Below are 24,736 nucleotides of genomic sequence, written 5' to 3'. Positions count from 1 at the left end.
TCTAGCAAGATTGGCATAATGGAACTTATGCGAATCGAACCTCAAACCATTACCCACCTTCAAGAATGGCTTGGTAAAACCGAGTCTCTTCAAGACACTGTGACAGCAGCTCCTGTGCGCGCTCTATCGGCAACTTTGGATCGCGATGATCCAGCGCCCAGCATTGGAACTTTCTTGCCAGAGCTTTGGCATTGGCCTTACTTTCTGCCGCATGCGCGTGGATCTGAAATTGGTCCTGATGGTCATCCGAAACGCGGTGGCTTTCTACCCCCTGTTCCATTGCCACGTCGGATGTGGGCAGGTAGCAAAATTGAATGGCTAAACCCCCTCGCGGTGGGTGATGAGATAGAGCGTGTTTCTACAATTGAATCGGTTACCCATAAAGCAGGTCGCACCGGTGATTTGATTTTCGTCTTAGTCAATCACCAGATCTCCAACCAAAATGGTCTTGCCATTATTGAAGAACATGACATCGTGTATCGAGATGCTCCTGGTCCTGACGATAAGCCAGTTGCCCCTACTCCAGCTCCTACTGATGCACAGTGGAGCAAAACCATCACGCCGGATGATGTTCTGCTATTTCGCTATTCAGCCCTGACGTTCAATGGGCACCGCATTCACTACGATCGCAAATATGTGACTGAAGTGGAGGGCCTACCCAGGTTTAATTGTGCATGGGCCGTTAATTGCTACTTTGTTAGTGGATCTTGTGCGTCAAAGCATTCCTGGGTGCAGGCTCAAACGGTTTGAGTTCCGCGCGATTCGCCCCACCTTTGATATCAATGTCTTCAAAGTCAGCGCTAAACCCGACCTTGAAGTGGATCCTACTGGAAAAACCATTTCTATTTGGGCTCAAGACCATGAAGGCTGGCTCACTATGCAGGCTACTGCCATACTAGCCTAAAGATAAAGATGATAACTTCACCACACCTCTCTCGCGAACTAGCAAGCTTTGCCGCCAATCTTTGTGTTGAAGATATTCCAGGCGAAGTGATGAACCGAGCAGAAGATTTGTTGGTTGATTGGTTTGGTTCAGCAATCGCCGGAAAAGGATCGCGTCCTGTAGAGTTAATTACGCAATTCGCTTTCAATATGGGTGGCTTTTGCTTCGACTCATGCTGGCCCATCTGAAGTTTTGATTTCTCGCAAAACCTCTAGCCCTTTTTTGGCGGCAATGGCTAATGCCGCGGCATCACATGTTGCTGAACAAGATGACGTTCACAATGGTTCAGTTTTTCATCCCGCAACAGTTGTCTTTCCTCCGGCACTATCTTGTGCTCAGGCGATTGGCGCTTCTGGAGAAGATCTCTTGGTAGCTGCGGTTGCAGGATATGAAGTGGACATCCGTGTTGGTAAATTTTTAGGTCGTTCTCACTACAAGGTATTTCACACTACTGGTACTGCTGGCACTTTAGCGGCCGCTGCTGCTGTTGGCCGTCTTCTCAAACTAAACCCCGAGCAAATGCTAAATGCCTTTGGTTCTGCTGGCACTCAATCAGCGGGTCTTTGGGAGTTTCTTCGAGATGCTGCTGATTCTAAGCAACTGCATACCGCCCATGCGGCGTCTACTGGCTTAATGTCCGCCCTATCTTGCAAACACTCTGGATTTACTGGCGCACAGCACATTTTGGAAGGCAAGCAAGGCTTGGCAGCAGGCATGACTAGCGATAGCGATCCAAGCAAACTGGTTGATCGCCTAGGCGCTCGCTGGGCCTTAGCAGAAACTAGCTTTAAATATTACGCATCGTGCAGACATACCCACCCAGCAGCCGATGCCTTATTGCAAGTGATATTGGCAAACCAGCTCTTGCACCGAGCGATATTGCAAAAGTAGAGACTATGGTTCACCAAGGAGCAATTGATGTTTTGGGTCCAGCCACAGATCCAGCAACCGTGCATCAATCTAAATTCTCGATGGGAACGGTGTTGGCCTTAGTAGCGCATTACCAATTTGCAGGCTTACAAGAATTTGATGCCCATTTTCATGATGTTGAAATTTGCAACTTCCGTGATCGAGTCACCTATGGAGCTAGATCCCGAAGTCGATAGCGCCCATCCTCAACGCTGGATCGGAAAGGTTCGAGTACGTTTGAGAACAATGGGCAAATTCTGGATGGTCGAGTAGATGAGCCTAAGGGCGATCCTGGCAATACCCTTTCACGTGCAGAAATTACCGATAAAGCAATACGTCTTGCTGCCTACAGCGGTGGCGCCACCCCAGAAGAGATGAGTAACGCCATTGAACTCTTGTGGAATATTCGTAAACAAGCCAAGATAGGCTTCTTACTCCCATCTTCATAATTTACCCACTTATATGAACCCACTCGATCCACCTCTTGGCTTTAGCACCAACTTTTTATTCGTACCAGGTACCCGCCCGAAACGCTTTATCAAAGCCTTGGATAGCGGTGTTAGTGGGGTTGTCTTAGACCTAGAGGATGCGGTAGCTGAAGAAGACAAAGACCTTGCACGAAGCGCCATTCGCAATGCATGGCCTAGCTTTACCCCTGAACAAAAGAAGCGCTTAACCATCAACCAACTCACCTGGTAGTAAGTTTTATGCAGCCGATTTAATACTCGCGCAAGAGCTTCAAGTAGCCTTGCTTGCTCATTCCAAAAAGTGAGTCTTTAGATCAAATTAATGGCGCAACGATGATCCTGCCTAATACAGCTATCATCCCCATGATTGAAACCGCAGTTGGTTTAGATAAATTAAAAGAAATTGCAAACTCCAATCAGGTCATTCACCTTGCTTTAGGAAATCTAGATCTACAAGCCGATCTAGGCTTGGTGTGCGATCGCCAAGAAACAGAATTACAAACAGCGCGTTATCAAATTATTTTAGCATCCCGCCTTGCCCAGATTGCCCCTCCTATTGACGGGGTTACACCTTCTACCGAAGACATTGAACGAATTACCGATGATGCTGAACGTGCAAAGCGCATGGGATTTGGTGGCAAACTCTGCATTCATCCAAAACAAGTCAAGATTGTCAGCAAAGCATTCACCCCGACTGATGAGGAGTTGGCTTGGGCAAAGCCGGGTCATTGAAGCTGATAAAGCTTCTAAAGGTGGCGCCGTGAAATTAGATGGCCGCATGATTGATCGACCGGTTGTTTTATTAGCTCAAAGAACCCTTGCAATTACTGGTAAACACTAGGGTCTTTAAAAGCAAAAAAGTTTTAAAACTGGCAAAATTGGTTCACATAATAAAAAAATATGGAGACCAAATAAAAATGAAGAAATTCTTATTTTCTGGGATTGCGTTGGCACTGACAGCCGGTTCATTTTTAAGTACTAACGCTCTCGCCCAAAAAGACTGGCCAACTAAATCAATTACCTTAGTAGTTCCTTTTGCAGCTGGTGGCCCAACGGATTCAGTGGCACGACTCATTGCAGTTCCCATGGGTCAATATCTTGGCCAAACCGTTGTCGTTGAAAACGTCAACGGTGCTGGGGGAACTATTGCTAGTACTAAAGTTGCTCGTGCAGCACCAGATGGCTACACAATCTATTTGCATCATATGGGCATGCAACTGCAAATGCTCTGTATGACAAGCTTCCCTATGATCCTTTGATGAACTTTGATTACATCGGTCAAGTTGCTGATGTTCCAATGGTGCTCTTAGGCAAAAAGGACTTACCAGCCAATAACTTTAAAGAACTCGAAGCATATACAATGGCTCAAAAGTTACTATGGCCAATGCAGGACCTGGTGCAGTCTCACAACTGTGCGGACTATTATTTCAGAGTCGCATGGGCGTAAAACTCACCAATATTCCTTATAAAGGAACTGGCCCTGCGCTAACAGACTTATTGGGCGGCCAAGTCAATCTTCTTTGCGATCAAACTACCCAGACCATTCCTTATATTAAGGATGGACGTGTAAAAGCCTTTGGTGCAATCACTTTAAAACGCTTGCCTGCAATTCCAAATGTTCCTACCTTGGATGAACAGGGGCTCAAAGGATTTTTGAAGTCAAAGTTTGGCACGGTATGTACACACCGAAAGGTGTTCCAAAGCCCATCTTGGATAAGTTAAATGCTGCAGTAAAGACTGCACTCAATACCCCTGATGTGAAAAAGCGCTTAGAGGATGCCAATATTGATATTGTCTCTCCAGATGAGATCACTCCTAATGGTCTGAAGTCACATCTTGAAACTGAAATCAACAAATGGGGCCCGATTATTCGTAAGTCTAATATTCCAGACTAAGAACGAACTTCTGATAAACAAAAAGCCAGCATCTGCTGGCTTTTTTCTTTCACCTGTTATTTAGCCCGGTCTAAACAAATATCCTGAACGTGCTTTATTTTTGCGCCTGCCATAAAGCATGCTAATGAGGTCAACGTAAATCCAAATTACCAAAAGAGGATCGAGCAAATAATCCCAAAGATTGCTTGATTCATGCCAATGTACGGACCAAGCAATGATGGCGATTGCAATAATCCAAACGCCTTTTGTCCAACTTGCTAAAGCGCAGATCAAAGCAAAGGCAATAACCGAAAATAAGAAAATGATGGAGCCGTAGCCCCAGGCATAAGGATCAATCATCCCTAAGCCTAAGGCGAATGGATAGAATCCTATGGCAATCAACGCAATGGCCAACTTACAAGCAATTGGCAGTGGTTTACTGCCCGGCAAAAGAGAGCTCCAGAGCAATAAAGTCAGCACGATACTCAAATCACCAGTAACGCCACGAATATAGGCGACTAAAGGCAACTCCAAACCTAATGGCCAAAACAAAATATTGCCTATCAAGAGTACTAAAAATATTTTCACGAACGATGGCAAGATCTTTGGTGAAATCTTCTGTATGAGCCATACAAAAATAACCGCGGATGAAATGGATAACTCAATTAAGGGAAAGATTTGCATGAAGTTGTTCATTGCAACACCTCCTTGCTAGATGCCTCTGCTTCAACTGAAAACGCTTTACTATAGGCTTGCTTTAGCCAAGCATCTGAGAAATAACGATGACGAATCTTTTTACGATCCCAGGTGCAAACCAAATGCACTCCACCGCCATCAACAGAGAGCAAATAAGGGTATGAGAATTCTTTACGCTGGATTTCAGGGGCGGCCTCATCATCCTCAAGCAACTCAATGGTGCGCCATTGCTCAGATTTTCCATCGTTCATCATCAAAGCTAATCGATAACGCCCTATTTCAATATTATTTAATACCAAGATGCGAGCACCTGAATTTAATACGAGACCAGCGATAGCAGAGTTGGGATTGGCGATAGTTAAATCTGGTGCCTGCAACCATGCTTGACCTGAGTTTTGCGTAATACTGACGGGAATTTGTTTTGGTAACCCACTACTACGAGTTTGCCGAAAATACGCGCTAGCATCTTGAGCATCATTCACGAATACCAAGGGCTGAATGGCACTCCGCCCAGAGCTCATGCGACGTTTATCAATGACCTGCCCAGCATCCACCCTCAAGAATTCCCCAAAGCGCCCTATCCACTCATGATAAGCAGGTATTCCCAATAATCCATCATTGAATTGAATGGGGGGAGATTTCACTAAAGTACTTAAATTTAATAATGGCGAACTGATTAATCTCTGCGGTTTGCTCCATGTCAAACCCTCATCATTAGAAGTCACTACAGATATAGAACTACCAGCCCACCCCCCAATAGAAACTGTCACAAAGAATAATTGCAATCTTCCATCGGCTAATCGACTAGGGACGGGATTACCCAGTTTAGCGATATAGCGAGAAAGACCTTTTTCGGCGCTAATACGATCCATTACAACAGTTGGCGCACTCCAGTTACCAGACCTAGTGTCATATACAGAACTATAAATCGCCACATCCGCAGCACCCTCGCGACTACCAGCAAACCAAAATGCGCGGACAGCACCATCTTTTAAAGCGGTCAATGATGCTGCATGAACTGAAGGAGCGCCTGTATCCGGCAACCAATTTGATTGCGATGCGGGTACGTTAACTTTCATTGCGCTTTTATTCTTTGGCGTCACATCATCAATTGCGCCATCATCAACTTGCTCTACTGACGCAATCGCAAAGGGCGCCCAAACAGGACGGCTATCAATGTGCAAAAAGCCAATCACCGCAGCAAGAAACAAAAAACAAATGGCAATCACACGGCTCATCTACAAACATCCTTAGTATTAAATAAATCTGACTTAGCAGCAGCGGTTGAAATCAGGTATTCATTGACGAATAGGTGCTTGCTGATATGCCCTAACAACATCTCCTGAATTTCTTCATTGGAATGCCGCGCCTTCATCTCCATTCTTTTGCCAACAATCTGACAAGATTCACAGAGTACTGGCTGAGAGCCGAGGGGCACATGCACTGCCACCAAAGGATAGGCAGCAGTCAAGCCATTAACATTGCTAGCATCTTTTGCCAAATAACCATGAAGATTGCTTCCTGGCAATAACAAACGATATTCTTCATCTTTAGCTCGATAGTCACAGGGTATCCATACGTCTTTATTTTTTAACTGAGCGATGGTTTCTGAAGAATAACGACCCAACTGCGCCTCCAAGGGAGCAAGACTACCATTTAAAGTGCAATAAACCAGAAAACAGGCCCCCAAAGCAATGATCTTTGTGAGGTCACGCCTCAACAGCCCAAGTAATACTAGCGACAAACTCACCGCCACAAGAATCCAATGGCCATATGTATATGCCCATACATCCCCATCACCAATAAACTGAGTGAGTTGTAGATTGGCTCCTATCCACAGAATCAATGAAAGCACCACCAACTGCAGCAACAAAACAATTCGGAAACCCCACAATGGCAGTCTGTCCCAATAGATAGCAATCAGCACTGCAAATGCAGGCATCGCCGGGAGAAGGTAGCGACCTGAACGTTGACTTGGCAAACTAAACACTATCAAAAATGCAATGATCCAAAGACATAAGAGCGTCTCTTCTATAGTAAAGAAGCGACGTGCTCGCCAGCACCACATCAAACAAGAAATCAGGACAAAACTAAATAAACCAGCATTAGCAATCGTTGTGAGAATCAATAGCCAAATACAGTCACCACCGCGTACTAAATCCAGTAAATAGCTAGACTGCCTAGCAGCAAACTTGCCAGCATTCTCCCCGAGCACAAACTCTTTCCAAACTGCAACGGGATTTGGATCCAAGGCAAACCATAGAGCAAAAATACCTAAGGAGAGCACGGCAACAAAAACCAACTTATACAGATCTCGAATAGCTACTTGCGCGACACTCCAATTTCGCCAACGCCAGAAATATAGACCCAAAGCAAACGAGGCAGGAACAATATAGGCAAATGATTTTGCAAATAAGGCGAGGCCAAAACAGATACCCGCCAACAAAGGAAAAAAGAATTTTGATTCAAAGGCTGCCCTACCCCAGTACAACAATGCCAAGAAAGGAAGGGAAACCCAAAACACTTCGGGAGGGTCCGCTAAGAATGGTCGACCATAGCGATAAGTAGAAAAGAAAGAAAGCCAGACTAATGCGGCCAATATTCCAGTTTTCCGATTTCCACTAAAGCGACTCACGGCTAAAAATAAGAAGAATGCGGTTAATGCGGTGTACAAAACACTTGGCCAGCGCAAATTTGCCAGAGTCCAGTCAGTCGCCCAATGAGTACTAACAATACCTTGCCAAAAAATCAGTGGGGGTTTTGTATTTTTAATGCCATCCATTTCAGATTGAAGCGGCAACCAATGACCCGCATCAGCCGTCATACGCACAATATGCATATAAGGGTATTCATCACCGTTTTTAGGCGCAAATCGACTATCTAAGCCATAGAGATAGGCAAATACACTTAAAAGCAGGATTAATAAGACTGAACGGTAAGAAAATGAAGCTCTCATACCGGTAGTTTATAGGACTTATAGGAAATTCTAGGAATTCTGATATTGCCGATATTTTTTCGAATGAGCTTATGTGAAAAAATGAATCTGAAATTAACTTCACTATTCAGAGACTTCTTGTTTAAGATGCTATTTAGTTAACAAAAAGCCAATTACCCAGCTTTAATCTGATTGGAGAAAGACTTCATGCGAGCAAGCTATATAAGACCCGCAATCCTATTGTCTATTTACCTAGGCATTAGCCATACAGGTGGCATTGCATTTGCGCAAAATAATGACGCAAGCAACTTATATAAACGCGGCCTTGCTGCCACATGCGCCAACTGTCACGGTACCGATGGTAAGGGCGTTGTAGATGGTGGGATGCCATTAATTAATAACCTGACTAGCGAACAAATGTTGGCTCAGCTCAAGGCGTTTAAGTCTGGTGTGCGCGAAGGAACCATCATGCCTCAGCTAGCCAAAGGCTATTCTGATGAGCAACTTGAAACTATCGCCAATCAACTTGGCAAGAAACAATAAGGGAGCACATGATGGATCGTCGACATTTCATTGGAAATAGTGTAGCTGCTCTTGGTTTATTGGCTGGCTTTTCAGGTCAAGCACGAGCAAATTTACAAAAAGCGGAAATTCTAGTTATTGGCGGAGGATATGGTGGCGCTACTGCGGCAAAATATTTACGACTATTCTCGAATAACACCGCCAAAGTAACACTGATCGAACCTAACCCTACTTTTATTTCATGCCCTCTCTCGAATTTAGTCGTAGGAGGATCGCGCACATTATCTGAACTGACCAGCTCCTATGACAATTTGAGCAAACGTCATGGTATCAAGATCATTCAAGATAGCGTGACCAGCATGGATCCAGATAAGAAGACTGTCAAACTCGCCCCTGGAAAAACCTTACGCTACGACAAGGCGCTTGTTTCTCCAGGCGTTACATTGATGATGAATAGCATTGAAGGTCTAGCGCAAGCTAATCAAGCAGGCGTCACTTTGCAAGCTTGGAAAGCCGGCCCAGAGACAACTACCTTACAAAAACAACTGGCCGCCATGCGCGATGGTGGAACTTTTGCCATTAGCATTCCAGAGGCGCCTTATCGCTGCCCTCCAGGACCTTACGAACGCGCCTGCCAAGTTGCGAACTATCTCAAACAAAATAAGCCGAAGTCGAAAGTTTTGATATTAGATGCCAATCAAGATGTAACCTCAAAAGGTGCACTCTTTAAAAAAGTATGGGCTGAACAATACCCTGGAATGATTGAATATCTTCCAAAATACAATGTGACAGCAGTAGATGCAAAAACAAAAACCATCAAATTTGAAGTGCAGGACGATATCAAGGCGGATGTTTTAAATCTATTACCCGCTATGAGCGCCGGAGAAATTGCCGTCAAAACTGGACTCGCTAATTCAAATGGTCGCTGGGTTAATGTGAATTACATTAACTTTGAGTCCACTGCTCAGAAAGATATTCACGTCCTAGGCGACTCCATTCAAGTTGCACCCGCCATGCCCAAATCAGGGCACATAGCCAATCAACATGCAAAAGTCGCGGCAGCCGCGATCGTGGCAGAACTGAGCGGCTGGGCTGTTAATTCTGCCCCAGTTCTCACAAATACCTGCTATAGCTTTGTTAATAACAGGGAAGTAATACACGTGGCAAGCGTTCATCAGTACAACGCAGCAGAAAAAACTTTCAAGCCTGTACCAGACTCAGGCGGATTATCGCCGGTACCCTCTACTCTAGAAGGTGTATACGCCTGGGGATGGGCTCACAATATTTGGGCAGACAGCTTGGGCTGACCTAAGTCAACACTTTAAAAAAGAGGCTTCATCGCCTCTTTTTTTGTTTACATAGCCCGATAGATACCTATACTGAGTCAAACATAATCAGATGGAGGCGCATTTATCATGAACCCTACTTCACCCAAAGATGCGTCTAAGTTAGAAGATGCTATTGAAAGATGGACTGTTCCGATTGGAAATTTACTTGTTTCCCTATTTCATCGGATCGCACTTTTTGGAATCGGCGCCGCAACTGTTTGGTCAGCCGCTGTTGCCTTTTTAGGAATGGTGAGCAAGGGATCCGCTTCAATTGAAGATCTGCTGCTGCTATTTATATATCTAGAAATTGGCGCAATGGTCGGTATTTATTTCAAGACCAATCATATGCCCGTTCGCTTTTTGATTTATGTCGCGATCACTGCAGTTACCCGCCTCATTATTGACTTAGTAAATACTAAACATGAAGCAGACATGGCCATTCTCTTGATGGGACTAACCATTCTTATCTTAGCTCTAGCAAATGCGGTAGTGCGCTACGCTTCATTTAAGTTTCCAAGCAGAAGCGGAGATAACGAGTAAATCTCTACGTCTCCGGATGAAGATCTGCGGCGTCTTTAAAAGCAGGCGCTCCTCAATTTAGGCAATTTCGCACATAATCAATGCTCGTGCGCAAGGCGTAGTACTCATTAGACAAACTCTTAGGAACCTTAATCCTAAGAGCCTGATACTTGAGTAAATCCAATTTCTTTAAATAATCATCCCTGAGTTCAGGATGAAAATCTAACAGCCATTCCTCTTCATACAATTTCAAAGTAACGTAGAGACGATTAATTTTATTTTGCATCCGCTTGATTCGGTAGCTTGGTAACGCCAAAAGGACTGGATAAGTAATAGCAAAAAATGGCAGCAAAATAAAAATAAGGCGATTAATAGACTCAGCCATCCAAAACGGCATATATGCCGATAACAAGGGATAGTGATTTTTTTCGTAATGAATTACAATAGGGCCATCAGGCAAGACCGAATCCTTCCTTAAATGCAGGAAACTCTCCACGCTTGGAGGAGAATGAACCCCTGCCATTGATCTCACGAGCAGCCTCTAAAAATAAGAACTGAATAGCGGGATGCATTCGATCATCTACCAAAATATTAGTCGTGGTAGATAAAAGCTTCATATCCTGTGACGGAAAATTCCTCCTGAGATTGAATGCACCTTCTGGCACGTTCAATATATGCATGTACGGAATTAATTTGACATACGCTTCCGCACGCTTGAAGGTAACTAAATTAATGCTAGGGTCATGGAGCAGGTCCTGTACAGTGAGCCCTTCATATCCATCCACGATAAAAGAAGCAGCATCGATATTTCCTTCTTTTAAGGCCTGAGCTGCTTCCTTTCCAGGCAAATAAACAAAATGAGGGGTATTGGCAAATCCCGAGACCTCTAGAATGCGCATTGCTTGCTCATATGTACCTCTTCCCTTGACACCAAGAGGCATCGTTTTTGAGGTAATGTTTTTGAAATTCTTTTGCTCTTGCTCGTAATCCGTATTTTTAAATTCAGGGCCACGATAAAAGAATCATACTGGCTCATAATCAATTGCACCCAGTGAAAGTATTCCCGACGCTTCTTTTGCATGCGCTACTCCAGCCTGCACAAATGCTGCTTGCACTGGATCCTTGCGATCAGCCAAGCGATCTAAATTTTCCTGAGCCCCCCAATGTGGGAACCAATTCCAATGTGACCCCTTTTTTGGCAAAAAACTCAACATACTTTTTTCCCAGCGCTTGATATGATCCACCGGGAGATCCTGTAGCTAACATCACATGTCTGGGAGGTGGGGGATCGGCGTACCCACCAAAGCCCCATGAGAATAAATAATAAGAAGATCAGAATCGGCCAGGTTTCATGTAAAAACTGAGTAAAGTTGCTCCACCCCTCTTGAAGACTCTCCGTGAGACCCAAAAGCGTGTCTTGAACATCTTGTTTAAAACTTCCCATACAAACCCAATCTGCAAATTTCTTCAAAGCTAATGATAATGTGCTTATTCTGACTCCTTCAACAAGTCTTTAGGCGCCCTAAAACCATGATCACTCTCAGAAAATCCCAAGATAAAGGCTATGCAGACCACGGCTAGCTTAAAAACTTCCATTCTTTCTCATTCGCCCACTATCATGACCCCCGTTTTATGGGATGGGGCAACCTACGGGTTATTAACGAAGATCGTGTAGCTGCTGGTATGGGCTTTGGAAAGCATGGCCATCGCAACATGGAAATTATTAGCTATGTTCTTTCCGGCGAGTTAGCACATGAAGATAGCATGGGCAATATCAAAGGAATTTCACCCGGCGATGTTCAGCGCATAAGTGCTGGCAGTGGAGTAACTCATAGCGAATTTAATCATGCCAAAGATCAAACGACTCGCTTTTTACAAATCTGGATTGAACCGAATGTCTTGGATATAAAACCAAGCTATGAACAACAAACCGTTCCAGCGTCAGAAAAGAATGGTCGCTTACGTCTCATCGCCTCTTCCAGCGGAGGCAATGGTGCCGTCAAGATTCATGCGGATGCTAAGGTCTATGCAGACACTTTTAACGGCTCGCAATCTGCAAGTATGGCACTCGATATCCAAGGCGCAAAGCCTATGTTCACCTTATTCGCGGAACGTTGACCATCAATGGTCAAACGATGACTGGTGGTGACGCCATCTTTATTGAAGATGAATCAATACTAAATATTAGCAATGGCATTGACGCAGAGGTTCTCATCTTTGATCTCAGTCATTAATTTTTGCCCCACTTTGAACTACGATGGGCATTTCACGCTAAAAAGATCATCATGATTGAAACCTCCGGAAAACAATTGGCTGGTCCCATTATTCGCTTGCATCCTCACGGCAATATTGTTGTAGCTAGAGTAGATGTAGCTATTGGCACGGAAGTCCCTAGCGAGAACTTCACGAGCCGTAGTCAGACACCCGCTGGTTACAAAATCGCTGCTAAGAAAATTTCCAAAGGCGATCCAATACTGAAGCACAACGTCACCGTCGGGTTTGCAAATACCGATATCGAAGCCGGTACCGATGGTACATAGCCACAATACGGAGTTTCGAGAATTTGATCGTGATTATGCTTACGCTAGTGAATATCAATCTACCCTACTTCTACCGGAGGATGAGCGTGCAAGTTTCCAGGGCTATGTCAGATCAAATGGAAAGGTGGGCACGCGCAATTTCATTGGCATACTTTCTACGGTCAATTGCTCTGCAACCGTAGTGAATAAAATTGCCGATTGGTTCACGCCTGAACAACTAAAAGAGTTTCCCAATGTAGATGGCGTAGTGGCATTTAGTCACGATATTGGCTGCGGCATGGAAATGAGTGGCGCACCAATGGAATTGCTGCGTAGAACGATGGCGGGTTATGCACGCCACCCCAATCTTCTCGCTGCCGCTCTTATTGTGGGGTTAGGGTGCGAGCGCAATCAACTCAGAGGTTTAATGGAACAAGAGGAACTTACTGCAGGACAAATCTGCATACCTTCATCATGCAAGAATCTGGCGGCACTCGTAAAACTATTGAAGCTGGCATCGAAGCAATCAAAGCGCTTCTCCCAGAAGCCAACAAAGCAAAACGTCAAACGATGTCTCTGCAAGTCATTTATGTGTTGGCCTGCAATGCGGTGGTTCGGATGGGTTTTCGTCCATTACAGCTAATCCTGCATTAGGTGCAGCAATTGATATCTTGACACGCTATGGTGGCACCGGAATTCTTTCCGAGACACCAGAGATTTATGGTGTTGAGCACACTCTTACCCGTCGAGCGGTCAGCCAGGAAGTGGGCGAAAAGCTGATCAAGCGTATTCGCTGGTGGAAAGACGAATATTCAGTGGGCCGTAATGTTCAAATTAATGGTCAAGTCAGCCCCGGCAATCAAATTGGTGGATTGGCAAATATCTTTGAAAAATCTCTAGGCTTCTCCATGAAGGGGGGTACCGGCCCCCTAATGGAGGTTTATAAATACGCAGAACCTGTTACAGCAAAAGGTTTTGTATTTATGGATACCTCGGGCTTTGATCCCGTCTCAGCTACTGGACAGATTGCTGGAGGCGCCAATCCTCATTGCCTTCACTACCGGCCGTGGCTCCATGTTCGGCTCCAAGCCAGCACCTTGCATTAAGTTAGCTACCAATACCCCCATGTATGAGCGCCTAACTGAAGATATGGATATCAACTGTGGCGAGATTTTAGATGGCACAGTCTCCGTTCAAGAAATGGGCTAAAGAATATTTGAGCTGTTTCTTCGCACCGCCTCGGGAGAACCCTCCAAAAGCGAACTTCTGGGACTTGGGGATTATGAATTTGTCCCCTGGCAAATTGGTGTGATGAGCTAAGAGGACTGTAGAATTAATCCTATTAGCTTAATTTAGACTGAAACAACACTGAAACAGGCTTATGAAATTTAGGGATTACTACGAAACACTTGGCGTTGCTCGTGGCGCAACTGAAGCTGAAATTAAGTCGGCCTATCGAAAGCTCGCGCGTAAATACCATCCTGATGTGAATAAGGAGGCTGGTGCCGAAGAGAAATTCAAACAAATCGGTGTGAAGCGTATGCTGTATTAAAAGACACAGAAAAACGCGCGACCTATGATCGTTTTGGTGAAAACTGGAAAAATGGTCAAGACTTTACTCCCCCACCCAATTGGAATGAAGGCTTTGAATGTTCTGATGCGGGCTTTGGTGGTGGACACCCAAGTTACGGTGGCGGTTTTGAGGGTGATCAGAGTGAATTTTTTGAACCCCTCTTTGGCCGAGGAAAACATCGCCAAAAGGGGGTCATGGGAGTCACAGTCGTCAGGGCATGAATTTCAAGGGGCAAGATCACCACGCGAAAATTTTGATTGATCTTGCTGATGCCTATAACGGCGCTAAGCGCACCATATCTCTGCATATGCCCATGCAAGATGCGAGCGGTCACGTCTATAGCACCCAAGAACGCAAGTTAGACGTCAGCATCCCAAAAGGGATTAAAGCTGGACAAAATCTCCGCCTCTCCGGTCAAGGTGGCCCTGGTATTGGCGAAGGTCCTGCTGGCGACCTCTGTCTAGAAATTGATTTTCATCCAAGCCCGATCTATCGCGTAGAGGGAAAAGATGTATTCATCGACATTCCGTTGGCGCCATGGGAAGCAGCATTAGGTGCAGCCGTGAACGTACCCACCCCTGCTGGTAGCACCTTAAAGTTAAAAAGTCCAGCAGGAACAGTAGCCGGACGAAAAATGCGACTGGAAGGCAAAGGCATTCCAAGCGCTGAACCAGGGGATTTGTATGTGGTTCCGACTATCTCGTTGCCGCCAGCCAAAACGGATGCACAAAAAGAAGCCTATCAAACCTTTGCAAAGGCTTTTGATTTTAATCCTAGAACTCACTTGAAGGGATGATGAACATGACACAAACAAATATCACCTGGATTGAAGGTGCTATTGTGGAGAATGAGGTTCATATGACTATTGTTGAACTGTCTCATGCCTCGCGAACACCAGAAGATTTGATTATGCGTTGGGTGTCTGAGGGCGTGTTAAGCCCAGTTGGCTCATCACCTCAAGATTGGCGCTTTGGAGGCGATTCTTTGAAGAGAGCTAAAACTGCTGCTCACCTGACGCATGATTTAGAGTTAAATGTGCCAGGCGCAGCATTAGCATTGGATTTACTTGATGAAATCGCCAACTACGTGCTCACTTACCCCGCGAAGGCTAGCGCATTAAAGCAGTCAATCATCTAGGATTCTGAGCGACTCAAAAGCTGCTCCCAACGCTGTAGCTTTTGATCTAAATTCGCAGTAATTTCGCTCAGACGCGCTTGCATACTGGCCGCCAACTCTGGCTCATTTTTATATAGATCTGGATTGCTCATAGCAATGCCAATATCTGCCTGCTCAGTTTCCAAAGTCTCAATCTGCAAAAGCAATACCTCTAACTCTTGGCGCTCTTTACCGTTCAATTTTTGAACGCTGCTTTTGACTATTGGCTTTGTTTCTACTTTAGGCTCAGCCTTTACCTCAGCTTTTGCCACCGCTTTGGGATTGGCATTAGCCGCACGAATTTTGTCTGAGCGCGCCTTCTGAATTTTCCAATCTTCATAGCCGCCCTCATACTCCCGCCAGAAACCATCGCCCTCATTCGCAATGATGCTAGTGCCCACATTGTCTAAGAAATAACGATCATGACTTACCAAAAAGACAGTGCCTTTGTAATCTTGCAGCAACTGTTCAAGTAAATTGAGAGTGTCAATATCCAAGTCATTTGTTGGCTCATCTAACACTAAGACATTGGCTGGTCTGGCAAATAAGGCGGGCCAGGAGCAAGCGATTACCTTCACCACCGGACAAAGTGCTTACAGGAGAATTGGTTCTCTCAGGTGCGAATAAGAAATCACTTAAATAACTTTTGACATGCTTTTTATTGCCACTGATTTCGATCCATTCGCTACCAGGGCTAATGTAATCTTCTAGCGAAGCATTGAGATCCAAGCCTTCGCGCATCTGATCAAAGTAAGCAACCTCTATGCGAGTACCTATTCTTGCTGTGCCAGAGTCTAGCGCGATCGTACCAAGAATTAATTTCAAAAGAGTAGTCTTGCCGGCGCCATTAGGACCCAACAAGCCGACCTTGTCACCTCGTAATATCGTTGCAGTGAAATCAGTCACAATCGGACGGTCATATGTTTTGCTGACATTTTGAAGATCAGCCACAATCTTGCCGCTACGATCCCCGGCAGATACCGCTAATTTCACCTGTCCCATGGCATCTCTGCGCTCGGCGCGGCTACTGCGCAGCTTTTCTAAACGCGCAATTCGTGTGCAACACTTCGAGTCCGTCGAGCCTCGACTCCTTTATGAATCCAAACCTCCTCTTGCGCCAATAACTTATCCGCACGCGCATTAGCCAAAGACTCGGAATTTAACTCTTGCTCTTTTAGCACTTCATATTGTGTAAAGTTTCCAGGGTAGCTCCTTAAAATTCCACGATCGAGCTCCACAATTTGCGTACAGACGTTATCCAAGAACGCGCGGTCATGGGTAATTAAGATGACTGATCCTTGATATTCTTTAAGCAGTTCCTCCAACCAGGCAATGGAATCTAAATCTAAGTGATTGGTTGGTTCATCAAGCAAGAGTACATCCGGCATTTCTACCAATGCACGCGCCAATGCAACCCGTTTTTTGTACCGCCAGAAAGAGTATTGATCTTGAGATCCACATCTAAATGCAAGCGATCCAAGGCTTCATGAACTCGCCGCTCCCAATTCCAGCCGCTCAGAGCCTCTAATTGAGACTGCACTTCATCCAATCGGTGATGTGATGCATCATCCCATTCTCCAATGCTTAGAGCTTCGTATTCCTCACGCAAGGCCTTCGCCTGCGCAACACCCTTTGACACAGCATCAAAAACGGCTTCTTCAGCTTCGAATATTGGCTCCTGAGGTACATATGCAATCTGCAGCCCCTGCTGGTATTGCAATAGCCCATCATCCATTTTTTCTATACCGGCCAATATCTTCAACAGTGAAGATTTGCCAGTGCCATTTCGGCCAATTAAGCCAACACGCTCACCAGATTCCAGTGAAAAAGCGGCGTTTGCAAGGAGCTCAACGTGGCCAAAAGCCAGTTTTGCATCAGTAAGTACGATTAAAGCCATGGCGACATTATCGTCACTTCGACAAAAGGGAAGTAAATTCTGAGAATTTCTGCGAGACTACAGATATGGTCTGCAAATTAACCCCCCTCTGCACCCCGTCTGATACTCTTTGCAGGTCATGCAGGCACGGGGAAGTCAACCTTGGCAAAAAGGGCTTTACCACTGATTATTGAAAAAACAGGGGAAGATTTTTCTTTTTGGACAAGGACACGGCTTATGGCGCTTTTAGTACTCATGTCATGGAACTGACAACCCAGAACCCTAATGATCGTGATAGCCCCTACTGCCTAGAGAATCTTCGTGATTGGGAATATCAAGGTTTAATAGATATCGCTAGAGAAAATTTGCTTCTAGGGGTAAACGTCATTTTAGTGGGTCCTTTCTCTAGAGAAATTCAGAGCGGCAGGATGTTTGATCCGCAAGCACTTGGCATTCCCGCTCAAACTAGTATTCAAATTGCTTGGATTGCTCTTCAAGCAGATGAAGCCAAAGGATGCATGGCAAAAAGAGCTGATCCGCGAGACGATTGGAAGCTTACCCATTGGGAGCAATACATCACACGCAGAATTGAACCGCCAATCCACCCTGCATTACATCGATTTGATAACTTGGCGTTTAATGAAACCGACTTCGAAGATCTGATTGACCAGTTGCTTTAATAAAGGAAGATAAAAAAATAGGGCTCCTGAAGAGCCCTACCCCAAGATCCAAGAACTGAAATCTTAGAACTTATAAGTCACACCAACGGCTGGCATCCATGGGTTTAAGGTTAATTTACCAATGTTTGTTCCACCAGCAACCAACTGCACGTTTGTAGCAATTATTGCGTATTTAATATCCACGTTTAAACCCCAGTTCTTATCAAGCATGTAGTCCATGCCAATTTGACCAACAACACCAAAACTTGATGGCTCTACCTGAACTGGGAGAGTAAAGTTTTGACGATTACCAAAGATAGTGTAATTAACACCAACGCCTACATATGGTTTAAATGCACCTAAATCCGTGAAGTGATACTGAGCCAATAATGAAGGTGGCAATGCAGTAATCTTGCCAACATTCTGACCGCCAAGAGCAGTAATATTTACTTGTTGCGGCCAAGTTAATATCAACTCAGCTGCAATATTTTTAGTGAAGAAATAGGAAACGTCAAATTCAGGAATCCATTGATTTTTTGCTTTGACGTTGAGATCAGCAACGGTACCCGTCTGACCATTCTGCCATAGAAGATCAACGGCTCGTACGCGCACCATCCAAGGATTCTTCTCTGCAGCTTGTGCTTGAGCGGCGATTGGGGCTAGTGATGCTACAGCAGCCATTGCTGCTACGAGTGACTTAATACACATGATGGTTTCCCTTTTTGTTATCAATTTCAATAGAACCGTTTTCGAATTGACACACTAAGAGAAATTTGATGTAAATCAAATGAGCAGCGCTTAGGAATTTTTTATTTACTAAAAAGCAACACGGTTTTGAACATTGTTTGATCTAGATCAAATGCCCTAGGTTTAACCCTAAAGAACTTTAGAGTAAGTACCTTTTGCCTGAGACTCTCTAAGATGACGATCGAAGGTCATAGCCACCCTTCTTGCTAAAAGACGCCCTTTAATCGGGACCTTCATAGTGACATCTTCCCAACTCAAAAGACCGGCCACTTCAAGATGTTTTAATTCTTCTAATTCAACCTTAAAGTAGCGGGAAAAATCTATTTAATGAGAAACTGAAAATGCTTTGGTATCCAAAGCAAATTGACACATTAACTCTCCAATTAACTCGCGGCGCAAAAGATCATCTTGATCAAGACGCAAACCTCTCAGAACAGGGAGATGTCCTTTATCTAAAGCAGCGTAATACTCATCTAATGTGCGAACATTTTGAGAGTAACAATCATCCACTTTGCCGATAGATGAAATTCCAAACGCTAATAGATCACACTCGGCTTGAGTTGAATAACCTTGGAAGTTCCGATGCAACTTCCCTTCCTTTTGGGTAATCGCCAATTCATCATCAGGCTTAGCAAAATGGTCCATACCAATAAAGACATATCCAGCGTCACCTAGGCGAGCAATAGTATTGGAAAGAATATCCAACTTATCTGCGGCAACTGGCAAGTCTGCTTCAGCTATACGGCGTTGTGGCTTAAAGATATGTGGTAGGTGCGCATAGTTGTAGACCGATAAGCGATCAGAGCTCATTGCTAACACTGCATCAACGGTTTCTTTAAAAGTCTGAGGAGTTTGTTTTGGCAGGCCATAAATTAAATCCACGCTGCGGGATTTAAAGCCATACTTTCTTGACCAATCCATTACTGCTTGAGTCTCTTCAATCGTTTGTACACGATGGACCGCTTCTTGTACCGCTAAATTAAAATCCTGCACACCCAAACTAATCCGGTTAAAACCGAGATCAGCTAAGAGCGCAATATCTTGCTCAGTCACCCGTCTTGGATCAATTTCGATTGAATATTCGCCATTGGGCAACAACTCAAAATGCTCCCGTGTGTGATGCATCAACTCAATCATCTCTTCATGAGATAAAAAGGTAGGCGTCCCACCACCCCAATGTAATTGAGTTATCGGGATTTTTTTCTGAACGCCCATAGCATGGGTAACCATGGCCATTTCTTTGGCAAGATACTTAATATATTTGGCACTACGTCCATGATCTTTTGTAATGATCTTGTTGCAACCGCAGTAATAGCAAATATTGGGACAAAACGGTAAATGAAAATAAAGTGATAGAGGCTCATGCGCCTTGGCAACACGCTTGAGCGCCCCTAGATAGTCTGCTTTTCAGAAAAGTCACCATGAAAACGATCCGCGCTAGGGTAAGAGGTATAACGTGGTCCGTTAATGTCAAACTTTTTCAGCAGTTCTGGATGAAATAACACTTCCTTTTCTGCGATAGCTGAAGAATTTGCAGAGGCATTCATAGAGACGTAATTGATCTTTATTTTGAGAGGTGGTCAAGAGCTACAGCTTCTGCTACTTCAATCCCATCAACACCCGCCGATAAGATACCGCCCGCATAACCAGCGCCATCACCCGCAGGGTAAAGGCCCTTAATATTCAAGCTCTGAAAGTTTTGGCCACGGGTAATGCCACAAAGGCGATGACGTTCTAGTCTCGACACCCGTTAGCACTGCATCCTTCATCGAAAAGCCCTTGATTTGCTTTTCAAATGCGGGTAGCGCTTCGCGAATGGCCTCTATGGCATAAGCAAGTAAAGCTTGTGCCAAATCAGTCAAGTGAACGCCTGGTTTTTATAGGAGGGCAACACACTTCCAAATTCAGTTGATGGTCTGCCCTCAATAAAGTCTCCGACCAGTTGACCTGGTGCTTCATATGCACCACCACCAAGCTCAAAAGCTTTTGACTCCAACTGACGCTGAAACTCAATGCCAGCAAGTGGTCTACCTGGATAGTCCTCAGGAGTAATGCCAACAACAATGCCCGCATTCGCATTACGCTCATTACGAGAGTATTGACTCATGCCATTGGTTACCACTCGATTGGGCTCTGAAGCTGCGGGCTACCACCGTTCCTCCAGGACACATGCAAAAACTATAAACAGCACGGCCGTTCTTAGCGTGGTGCACCAACTTGTAATCTGCAGCGCCAATCAATTCATTGCCCGCATGCGGACCTAAGCGCGCCCTATCAATCAAAGATTGAGGATGCTCAATACGAAAGCCCATCGAGAATGGCTTTGCCTCCATATATACGCCAGCATCATGCAGGGCTTTAAAGGTATCGCGAGCGCTATGTCCTAAAGCCAAAATGACATGGTTAGCAGGCAGGTCTGGCTGTCCTTCAATCTTGACGCCAACGATTTGCTGGTTCTCAATATCAAAACCAATGACTTTTTGTGAAAAACGAATCTTGCCACCAAGATCAATAATTTCTTGGCGCATCTTTTCAACTACGCCCACTAGGCGGAAAGTACCAATATGGGGCTTAGCCACATAGGTGATTTCTTCTGAAGCACCAGCCTTAACAAACTCATTAATCACTTTACGACCATAGAATTTCGGATCTTTAATTTGGCTATATAACTTGCCATCCGAGAATGTACCGGCCCCACCCTCCCCAAATTGCACATTAGATTCAGGACTCAATACATTTTTACGCCATAAGCCAAATAATACTGGTTATAAGCCATTCTGAGCCTAGAAGTCTGTTCATAAAGGCGATAATACGGATATGGCTCTACGCGCAACTATCCACAAAGCCGACCTTCATGTCGCAGATTCAGACCGCCATTACTATGGCAGTCACTCTTTAACCATTGCTAGGCATCCCTCAGAAACTGATGAGCGGATGATGGTCAGAATCATCGCCTTTGCATTACAAGCCTATGAAGACCTTGTCTTTACCAAAGGCTTGAGCGATACCGATGAGCCTGATTTATGGATTAAGGGTCTGACAGATGCGATTAAGCTTTGGATCGAAATTGGGCAACCTGATGAGCGCCGCATCCTCAAAGCATGCGGTAGATCAGATCAAGTCATGGTTTACTGCTATGGTGGCCAGACTAGCAAAATCTGGTGGGACGGTATCGCCAATAAGTTAAGCCGCGCTCGTAACCTCCAGGTGGCTTCCATTCCCGCAGATCAAGCTAATGAACTCAATAAGCTCGTAGAACGCAGTATGGTGATTCACGTCAATATTCAAGATGGTGAAGTTTATGTTTCATCTGATAAGGTCCAAGTGACCATCACTCCAGAAATTTGGCGCGCTAATCAGTAATGCATTGCCAATAGAGAATATGTCTGAAAGAGTGTCAACCGTTATCTTGGATACCAATGTCTTACTAGATATTTTTGTATTTAATGACTTCAGAGCAATTCATCTCAAACAAAGATTAATTGATGGCCAGATTGATACATTAGCTACCCCAAAAACTATGGAAGAGTTTGCTGATGTCATCAGTCGCCCACTCTTTTGTCTGGAGCAAGCCTCCCAAGAAAATATCTTGCAACAGTGGCGCAACTTAAGAAGACCAATAGCCGACGAAGCCCTGATGAATGCACCATGGCATTGTCAAGATCCAGATGATCAAGTCTTTCTTAATCTTGCCTATACAGCTAAACCTTGTTTATTAATCAGCAAGGACAATGAAGTCCTTAAGCTTGCCAATCAAGCCGCTAAGGAAAGCGTCATTATCACCTCCGATTACAACGCGATTACCGAGTAGTAAGTCACTTAAAGGCTTTGAGCAGCCTGAGCAGCAATCTCAAATGATTTGAGGCGCGCTTGATGATCAAAAATCTGACCAGTAAAAAAGATTTCATTTGCGCCAGTGCGATCTAACCAAGCTCGCATTCCTTTTTGAATCGTCTCTAAAGAGCCCACCAAAGAACATTGCAGGGTGTGTGCTGCCGCCGCTTGCTCATGGGGCTCACAAAACTCATCCATATCAACAATTGGAGGCGGTAGTTGCCCACGAGTATTGCGACGCATCCTCATCACATTTTGCTGAAGCGTAGTAAATAAATGTTGTGCCTCTTCATCCGTATCAGCCGCCACTATATTCATTACAAATGCAGAATAAGGCGTTGCTTGCTAGGTAGACGGCTTAAAGAGTTCGCGACAAATCGTCATTGCTTCCAATAGCTGGTCTGGGGCAAAGTGTGAGGCAAAGGCATAAGGCAAACCAAAGTGCGCAGCCAATTGGGCACCATAATAGACTCGATCCCAAAATCCAAATGGGCACACTGGTATTTGCCCCTGGAACGGCTTTGACAGACTGCCCCTCTTGAATTGGCCCAAAGTAGTATTGAAGTTCACGAACATCCTGAGGGAAGCGGTCATCACTGCCCAGGAGATCACGCCTTAAGGCACGAGCCGTCATTTGATCGGTTCCAGGGGCTCTGCCTAAACCCAACTCAATGCGACCAGGATATAGAGACTCTAGGGTATCAAATTGTTCTGCGATCACGAGTGGAGCATGATTGGGAAGCATGATGCCGCCAGAGCCTAATTTGATGCGAGATGTACCTGCCGCTAGGTAACCAAGCAATACCGCCGTTGCAGAACTGGCATTACCCGTCATATTGTGATGCTCGGCTATCCAGTAACGGGTGTAGCCCCATCTTTCAGCAAGCTGGGTGGGCCACATCCAAGGAGTTACGTAGCGCATCACCAGCAGCAAATCCCTGTGGAATCGGAGATATATCTAGAATGGAGTACGGGATGGAATTGGCCATCACCAAATCATACCTAGAAAGTACGTTTTATGAGCAAACCGAAAATGGCTGATCCTGATGATGGCATTTTTAAGCCCGGCAACAAACTCAGACACATTAAGACAGGCGGCTTTTATAAAGTGGTTTTTCTTGCTAATGTGGAAGCTACCTTAAAGCCTGCCTATGTCTATGAATCCATGCAATCCCATGATTTTTGGATAAGGCCTAAATTAGAGATGGAAGATGGGCGTTTTTGAGCTCGTCTCTGAATAAGAGAGTGAATGAAATATGTCCGATGAACGAATTACCAATCTAGAAATTAAGTTGAGTTTCACGGAAGACTTGATTGAGAAGCTAAATGAAACTGTCTACAAACAGCAGCAGCAAATCGAGTTTCTCTACCGCGAACTCAAAGCCGTGAAAGAGCAGGCCAGTAGCAGCGGGGACGGCGGTAGCTTGAAAGATGAAATTCCTCCCCACTATTAATCAACTGCTAATATATTCACACGACTAAGCCCTTCATCAATTAAAAAGGAAAATCCATGAGTAACTTAACGCTGTTTCTAGTCCAGTGGGGCTTAACTTCTTTATCCCTATGGGTTGCAAGCTATATCTTTAGTGGTCTGCGTTTTGCAGATGGAGGCTCGCTCCTCATTGCCGCCCTACTTCTTGGTTTTGCTAATGCGATTGTTAAACCATTACTGATTCTTTTCACATTGCCATTAACAGTGGTGACGATGGGGCTCTTTTTGCTGGTGATTAATGCAATGGTGCTCATGCTTGTTTCTGCTGTAGTGAGTGGTTTTACGATTTCCAGTTTCTGGACCGCATTTTTTGCCAGCATCTTTATTTCGTTATTCAGCCTCTTTGTCAGCGGCTCGGTGTTCTAAACTCTTTTTCTAGCTTACTTATTTGCTGGGTATATATCAGACCAAGGATGTAGCGCCGCTTTACAGGGCTGTGACTTGGTCGCTATTGACTTAGCATTCTCTGCGGCAATACTGATATCGCCAGTTAAGAATCCTAATCCGATAGAAACGGCGCTATTTACCACCCCCGCTTTATTGACCCCAGTGCTTGGGTTTTGTAGTGTGCCCTCAATCTTGACTAGACCAGCCAAATCCAAACCGGTTGTCAGACCAGACTTTTCTCTTGGATTAATGGTGAGGTTTAAGACCTCAGTACCCAGATTAATCGTGCCCGATAGCACAA

The 24,736-nt window shown here is 44.8% G+C and carries 22 protein-coding genes and 10 pseudogenes; 20 read left to right on the top strand and 12 right to left on the bottom strand.

Annotation, left to right across the window (positions count from 1 at the left end; all coding sequences use genetic code 11):
* The first annotated feature begins 18 nt into the window (after window positions 1–18).
* The 7 genes and pseudogenes from DXE37_RS04150 to DXE37_RS04135 all read left to right on the top strand — a co-directional run bounded on the left by DXE37_RS04150 (window position 19) and on the right by DXE37_RS04135 (window position 4,214).
* Window positions 19–904: pseudogene (locus DXE37_RS04150) on the top strand (HTD2 family dehydratase).
* Between the two features lie 8 nt (window positions 905–912).
* Entirely contained in the window at window positions 913–1,131 is a 219-nt protein-coding gene (locus DXE37_RS12335; protein WP_231971052.1) for an MmgE/PrpD family protein, read from the top strand.
* Complete coding sequence (locus tag DXE37_RS12330) at window positions 1,097–1,834, top strand: MmgE/PrpD family protein (RefSeq protein ID WP_231971051.1); 738 nt, start codon at window positions 1,097–1,099, stop codon at window positions 1,832–1,834. The genes DXE37_RS12335 and DXE37_RS12330 overlap by 35 nt, the downstream gene beginning before the upstream one ends.
* 5 nt (window positions 1,835–1,839) lie before the next feature.
* A pseudogene (locus DXE37_RS12325) lies at window positions 1,840–2,301 on the top strand (hypothetical protein).
* 13 nt (window positions 2,302–2,314) lie between these two features.
* Window positions 2,315–2,551: an aldolase/citrate lyase family protein gene (locus DXE37_RS11245; RefSeq protein WP_197713075.1), complete on the top strand. Its 237-nt coding sequence runs from the start codon at window positions 2,315–2,317 to the stop codon at window positions 2,549–2,551.
* 53 nt (window positions 2,552–2,604) lie between these two features.
* Window positions 2,605–3,051 (top strand): HpcH/HpaI aldolase/citrate lyase family protein, encoded by a 447-nt coding sequence (locus DXE37_RS11240; protein WP_197713074.1) that lies wholly within the window; start codon window positions 2,605–2,607, stop codon window positions 3,049–3,051.
* 185 nt (window positions 3,052–3,236) lie between these two features.
* Window positions 3,237–4,214, top strand: a pseudogene (locus DXE37_RS04135) (tripartite tricarboxylate transporter substrate-binding protein).
* Window positions 4,215–4,274: 60 nt separating this feature from the next.
* Here the strand turns inward: DXE37_RS04135 and DXE37_RS04130 are convergent.
* Genes DXE37_RS04130 through DXE37_RS04120 form a run of 3 tightly spaced genes read right to left on the bottom strand, consistent with a single transcriptional unit; the run spans window position 4,275 to window position 7,845 of the window.
* Window positions 4,275–4,889 (bottom strand): hypothetical protein, encoded by a 615-nt coding sequence (locus DXE37_RS04130; protein ID WP_114636678.1) that lies wholly within the window; start codon window positions 4,887–4,889, stop codon window positions 4,275–4,277.
* Entirely contained in the window at window positions 4,886–6,127 is a 1,242-nt protein-coding gene (locus tag DXE37_RS04125; protein ID WP_114636677.1) for a sialidase family protein, read from the bottom strand. The genes DXE37_RS04130 and DXE37_RS04125 overlap by 4 nt, the downstream gene beginning before the upstream one ends.
* Window positions 6,124–7,845 carry an ArnT family glycosyltransferase gene (locus tag DXE37_RS04120; protein WP_114636676.1) on the bottom strand — a complete coding sequence of 574 codons (1,722 nt, stop codon included), beginning with the start codon at window positions 7,843–7,845 and terminating at the stop codon, window positions 6,124–6,126. The genes DXE37_RS04125 and DXE37_RS04120 overlap by 4 nt, the downstream gene beginning before the upstream one ends.
* 219 nt (window positions 7,846–8,064) lie before the next feature.
* Here DXE37_RS04120 and DXE37_RS04115 point away from each other — a divergent pair, with 219 nt between their 5' ends.
* The 3 genes from DXE37_RS04115 to DXE37_RS04105 all read left to right on the top strand — a co-directional run bounded on the left by DXE37_RS04115 (window position 8,065) and on the right by DXE37_RS04105 (window position 10,214).
* Complete coding sequence (locus DXE37_RS04115) at window positions 8,065–8,367, top strand: c-type cytochrome (protein WP_231971049.1); 303 nt, start codon at window positions 8,065–8,067, stop codon at window positions 8,365–8,367.
* Window positions 8,368–8,378: 11 nt separating this feature from the next.
* Window positions 8,379–9,653 (top strand): NAD(P)/FAD-dependent oxidoreductase, encoded by a 1,275-nt coding sequence (locus DXE37_RS04110; protein ID WP_114636674.1) that lies wholly within the window; start codon window positions 8,379–8,381, stop codon window positions 9,651–9,653.
* A 108-nt stretch (window positions 9,654–9,761) separates the two neighbouring features.
* Entirely contained in the window at window positions 9,762–10,214 is a 453-nt protein-coding gene (locus tag DXE37_RS04105) for a phosphate-starvation-inducible protein PsiE (protein ID WP_114636673.1), read from the top strand.
* 52 nt (window positions 10,215–10,266) lie between these two features.
* Here DXE37_RS04105 and DXE37_RS11235 read toward each other — a convergent pair whose 3' ends face one another.
* The 3 genes from DXE37_RS11235 to DXE37_RS11225 all read right to left on the bottom strand — a co-directional run bounded on the left by DXE37_RS11235 (window position 10,267) and on the right by DXE37_RS11225 (window position 11,437).
* Window positions 10,267–10,653, bottom strand: a complete 387-nt coding sequence (locus tag DXE37_RS11235) for a hypothetical protein (protein WP_197713073.1) — start codon at window positions 10,651–10,653, stop codon at window positions 10,267–10,269.
* Entirely contained in the window at window positions 10,646–11,134 is a 489-nt protein-coding gene (locus tag DXE37_RS11230; RefSeq protein WP_197713072.1) for a type 2 periplasmic-binding domain-containing protein, read from the bottom strand. Before DXE37_RS11230 ends, DXE37_RS11235 begins: the two co-directional genes overlap by 8 nt.
* 81 nt (window positions 11,135–11,215) lie before the next feature.
* On the bottom strand, window positions 11,216–11,437 hold the full coding sequence (locus DXE37_RS11225; RefSeq protein WP_231971048.1) for a hypothetical protein: 222 nt from the start codon (window positions 11,435–11,437) through the stop codon (window positions 11,216–11,218).
* 286 nt (window positions 11,438–11,723) lie between these two features.
* On the opposite strand from DXE37_RS11225, the pseudogene DXE37_RS04095 reads away from it, so the two are divergent.
* From DXE37_RS04095 to DXE37_RS04080, 4 genes and pseudogenes are all read left to right on the top strand, one after another.
* Window positions 11,724–12,427: pseudogene (locus DXE37_RS04095) on the top strand (pirin family protein).
* 51 nt (window positions 12,428–12,478) lie between these two features.
* Window positions 12,479–14,032 (top strand): annotated as a pseudogene (locus DXE37_RS13950) (UxaA family hydrolase).
* A 61-nt stretch (window positions 14,033–14,093) separates the two neighbouring features.
* Window positions 14,094–15,081: pseudogene (locus DXE37_RS04085) on the top strand (DnaJ C-terminal domain-containing protein).
* A gap of 5 nt (window positions 15,082–15,086) precedes the next feature.
* Window positions 15,087–15,422 carry a chaperone modulator CbpM gene (locus DXE37_RS04080; RefSeq protein WP_114637531.1) on the top strand — a complete coding sequence of 112 codons (336 nt, stop codon included), beginning with the start codon at window positions 15,087–15,089 and terminating at the stop codon, window positions 15,420–15,422.
* Here the strand turns inward: DXE37_RS04080 and DXE37_RS04075 are convergent.
* Window positions 15,419–17,337 (bottom strand): annotated as a pseudogene (locus DXE37_RS04075) (ATP-binding cassette domain-containing protein). The gene DXE37_RS04080 and the pseudogene DXE37_RS04075 sit on opposite strands and share 4 nt — an antisense overlap.
* 197 nt (window positions 17,338–17,534) lie before the next feature.
* On the opposite strand from DXE37_RS04075, the gene DXE37_RS04070 reads away from it, so the two are divergent.
* On the top strand, window positions 17,535–17,996 hold the full coding sequence (locus DXE37_RS04070) for an ATP-binding protein (RefSeq protein ID WP_331852114.1): 462 nt from the start codon (window positions 17,535–17,537) through the stop codon (window positions 17,994–17,996).
* A 63-nt stretch (window positions 17,997–18,059) separates the two neighbouring features.
* Here DXE37_RS04070 and DXE37_RS04065 read toward each other — a convergent pair whose 3' ends face one another.
* The 3 genes and pseudogenes from DXE37_RS04065 to DXE37_RS04055 form a co-directional block, all read right to left on the bottom strand.
* Complete coding sequence (locus tag DXE37_RS04065) at window positions 18,060–18,683, bottom strand: OmpW/AlkL family protein (RefSeq protein ID WP_174221031.1); 624 nt, start codon at window positions 18,681–18,683, stop codon at window positions 18,060–18,062.
* A gap of 168 nt (window positions 18,684–18,851) precedes the next feature.
* A pseudogene (gene hemN, locus DXE37_RS04060) lies at window positions 18,852–20,269 on the bottom strand (oxygen-independent coproporphyrinogen III oxidase).
* Window positions 20,270–20,286: 17 nt separating this feature from the next.
* A pseudogene (locus DXE37_RS04055) lies at window positions 20,287–21,478 on the bottom strand (NAD(P)/FAD-dependent oxidoreductase); the annotation flags it as partial.
* A 61-nt stretch (window positions 21,479–21,539) separates the two neighbouring features.
* Between DXE37_RS04055 and DXE37_RS04050 the strand changes: the two are divergent.
* Window positions 21,540–22,085 (top strand): YaeQ family protein, encoded by a 546-nt coding sequence (locus tag DXE37_RS04050; RefSeq protein WP_114636672.1) that lies wholly within the window; start codon window positions 21,540–21,542, stop codon window positions 22,083–22,085.
* 19 nt (window positions 22,086–22,104) lie between these two features.
* Complete coding sequence (locus DXE37_RS04045; protein WP_231971047.1) at window positions 22,105–22,533, top strand: putative toxin-antitoxin system toxin component, PIN family; 429 nt, start codon at window positions 22,105–22,107, stop codon at window positions 22,531–22,533.
* A gap of 8 nt (window positions 22,534–22,541) precedes the next feature.
* On the opposite strand, the pseudogene DXE37_RS04040 reads toward DXE37_RS04045, so the two are convergent.
* Window positions 22,542–23,545 (bottom strand): annotated as a pseudogene (locus DXE37_RS04040) (LLM class flavin-dependent oxidoreductase).
* Window positions 23,546–23,574: 29 nt separating this feature from the next.
* On the opposite strand from DXE37_RS04040, the gene DXE37_RS04035 reads away from it, so the two are divergent.
* The 3 genes from DXE37_RS04035 to DXE37_RS04025 are packed head-to-tail and all read left to right on the top strand — an operon-like array spanning window position 23,575 to window position 24,414.
* Window positions 23,575–23,781 carry a hypothetical protein gene (locus DXE37_RS04035; RefSeq protein WP_114636671.1) on the top strand — a complete coding sequence of 69 codons (207 nt, stop codon included), beginning with the start codon at window positions 23,575–23,577 and terminating at the stop codon, window positions 23,779–23,781.
* A gap of 31 nt (window positions 23,782–23,812) precedes the next feature.
* Complete coding sequence (locus tag DXE37_RS04030) at window positions 23,813–24,010, top strand: SlyX family protein (protein ID WP_114636670.1); 198 nt, start codon at window positions 23,813–23,815, stop codon at window positions 24,008–24,010.
* 56 nt (window positions 24,011–24,066) lie between these two features.
* Window positions 24,067–24,414: a phage holin family protein gene (locus DXE37_RS04025; protein WP_114636669.1), complete on the top strand. Its 348-nt coding sequence runs from the start codon at window positions 24,067–24,069 to the stop codon at window positions 24,412–24,414.
* A gap of 14 nt (window positions 24,415–24,428) precedes the next feature.
* Here DXE37_RS04025 and DXE37_RS04020 read toward each other — a convergent pair whose 3' ends face one another.
* Entirely contained in the window at window positions 24,429–24,734 is a 306-nt protein-coding gene (locus DXE37_RS04020) for a hypothetical protein (RefSeq protein WP_114636668.1), read from the bottom strand.
* Window positions 24,735–24,736 lie beyond the last annotated feature (2 nt).

Origin of the sequence: Polynucleobacter necessarius (assembly GCF_900095205.1) — a bacterium.
Classification (GTDB): domain Bacteria; phylum Pseudomonadota; class Gammaproteobacteria; order Burkholderiales; family Burkholderiaceae; genus Polynucleobacter; species Polynucleobacter necessarius_E.
Note: the sequence above shows the minus strand (reverse complement) of the source record. Positions and strands in the feature narration are given on the sequence as shown.

What these genes read in the sequence shown, in the direction of transcription:
- DXE37_RS12335 (WP_231971052.1), top strand. Translation starts at nt 913, where the DNA reads ATGATAACTTCACCACACCTCTCTCGCGAACTAGCAAGCTTTGCCGCC.
- DXE37_RS11245 (WP_197713075.1), top strand. Translation starts at nt 2,315, where the DNA reads ATGAACCCACTCGATCCACCTCTTGGCTTTAGCACCAACTTTTTATTC.
- DXE37_RS04130 (WP_114636678.1), bottom strand. Translation starts at nt 4,889, where the DNA reads ATGAACAACTTCATGCAAATCTTTCCCTTAATTGAGTTATCCATTTCA.
- DXE37_RS04125 (WP_114636677.1), bottom strand. Translation starts at nt 6,127, where the DNA reads ATGAGCCGTGTGATTGCCATTTGTTTTTTGTTTCTTGCTGCGGTGATT.
- DXE37_RS04120 (WP_114636676.1), bottom strand. Translation starts at nt 7,845, where the DNA reads ATGAGAGCTTCATTTTCTTACCGTTCAGTCTTATTAATCCTGCTTTTA.
- DXE37_RS04110 (WP_114636674.1), top strand. Translation starts at nt 8,379, where the DNA reads ATGGATCGTCGACATTTCATTGGAAATAGTGTAGCTGCTCTTGGTTTA.
- DXE37_RS04105 (WP_114636673.1), top strand. Translation starts at nt 9,762, where the DNA reads ATGAACCCTACTTCACCCAAAGATGCGTCTAAGTTAGAAGATGCTATT.
- DXE37_RS11230 (WP_197713072.1), bottom strand. Translation starts at nt 11,134, where the DNA reads ATGCCTCTTGGTGTCAAGGGAAGAGGTACATATGAGCAAGCAATGCGC.
- DXE37_RS04080 (WP_114637531.1), top strand. Translation starts at nt 15,087, where the DNA reads ATGACACAAACAAATATCACCTGGATTGAAGGTGCTATTGTGGAGAAT.
- DXE37_RS04065 (WP_174221031.1), bottom strand. Translation starts at nt 18,683, where the DNA reads ATGTGTATTAAGTCACTCGTAGCAGCAATGGCTGCTGTAGCATCACTA.
- DXE37_RS04050 (WP_114636672.1), top strand. Translation starts at nt 21,540, where the DNA reads ATGGCTCTACGCGCAACTATCCACAAAGCCGACCTTCATGTCGCAGAT.
- DXE37_RS04045 (WP_231971047.1), top strand. Translation starts at nt 22,105, where the DNA reads ATGTCTGAAAGAGTGTCAACCGTTATCTTGGATACCAATGTCTTACTA.
- DXE37_RS04035 (WP_114636671.1), top strand. Translation starts at nt 23,575, where the DNA reads ATGAGCAAACCGAAAATGGCTGATCCTGATGATGGCATTTTTAAGCCC.
- DXE37_RS04030 (WP_114636670.1), top strand. Translation starts at nt 23,813, where the DNA reads ATGTCCGATGAACGAATTACCAATCTAGAAATTAAGTTGAGTTTCACG.
- DXE37_RS04025 (WP_114636669.1), top strand. Translation starts at nt 24,067, where the DNA reads ATGAGTAACTTAACGCTGTTTCTAGTCCAGTGGGGCTTAACTTCTTTA.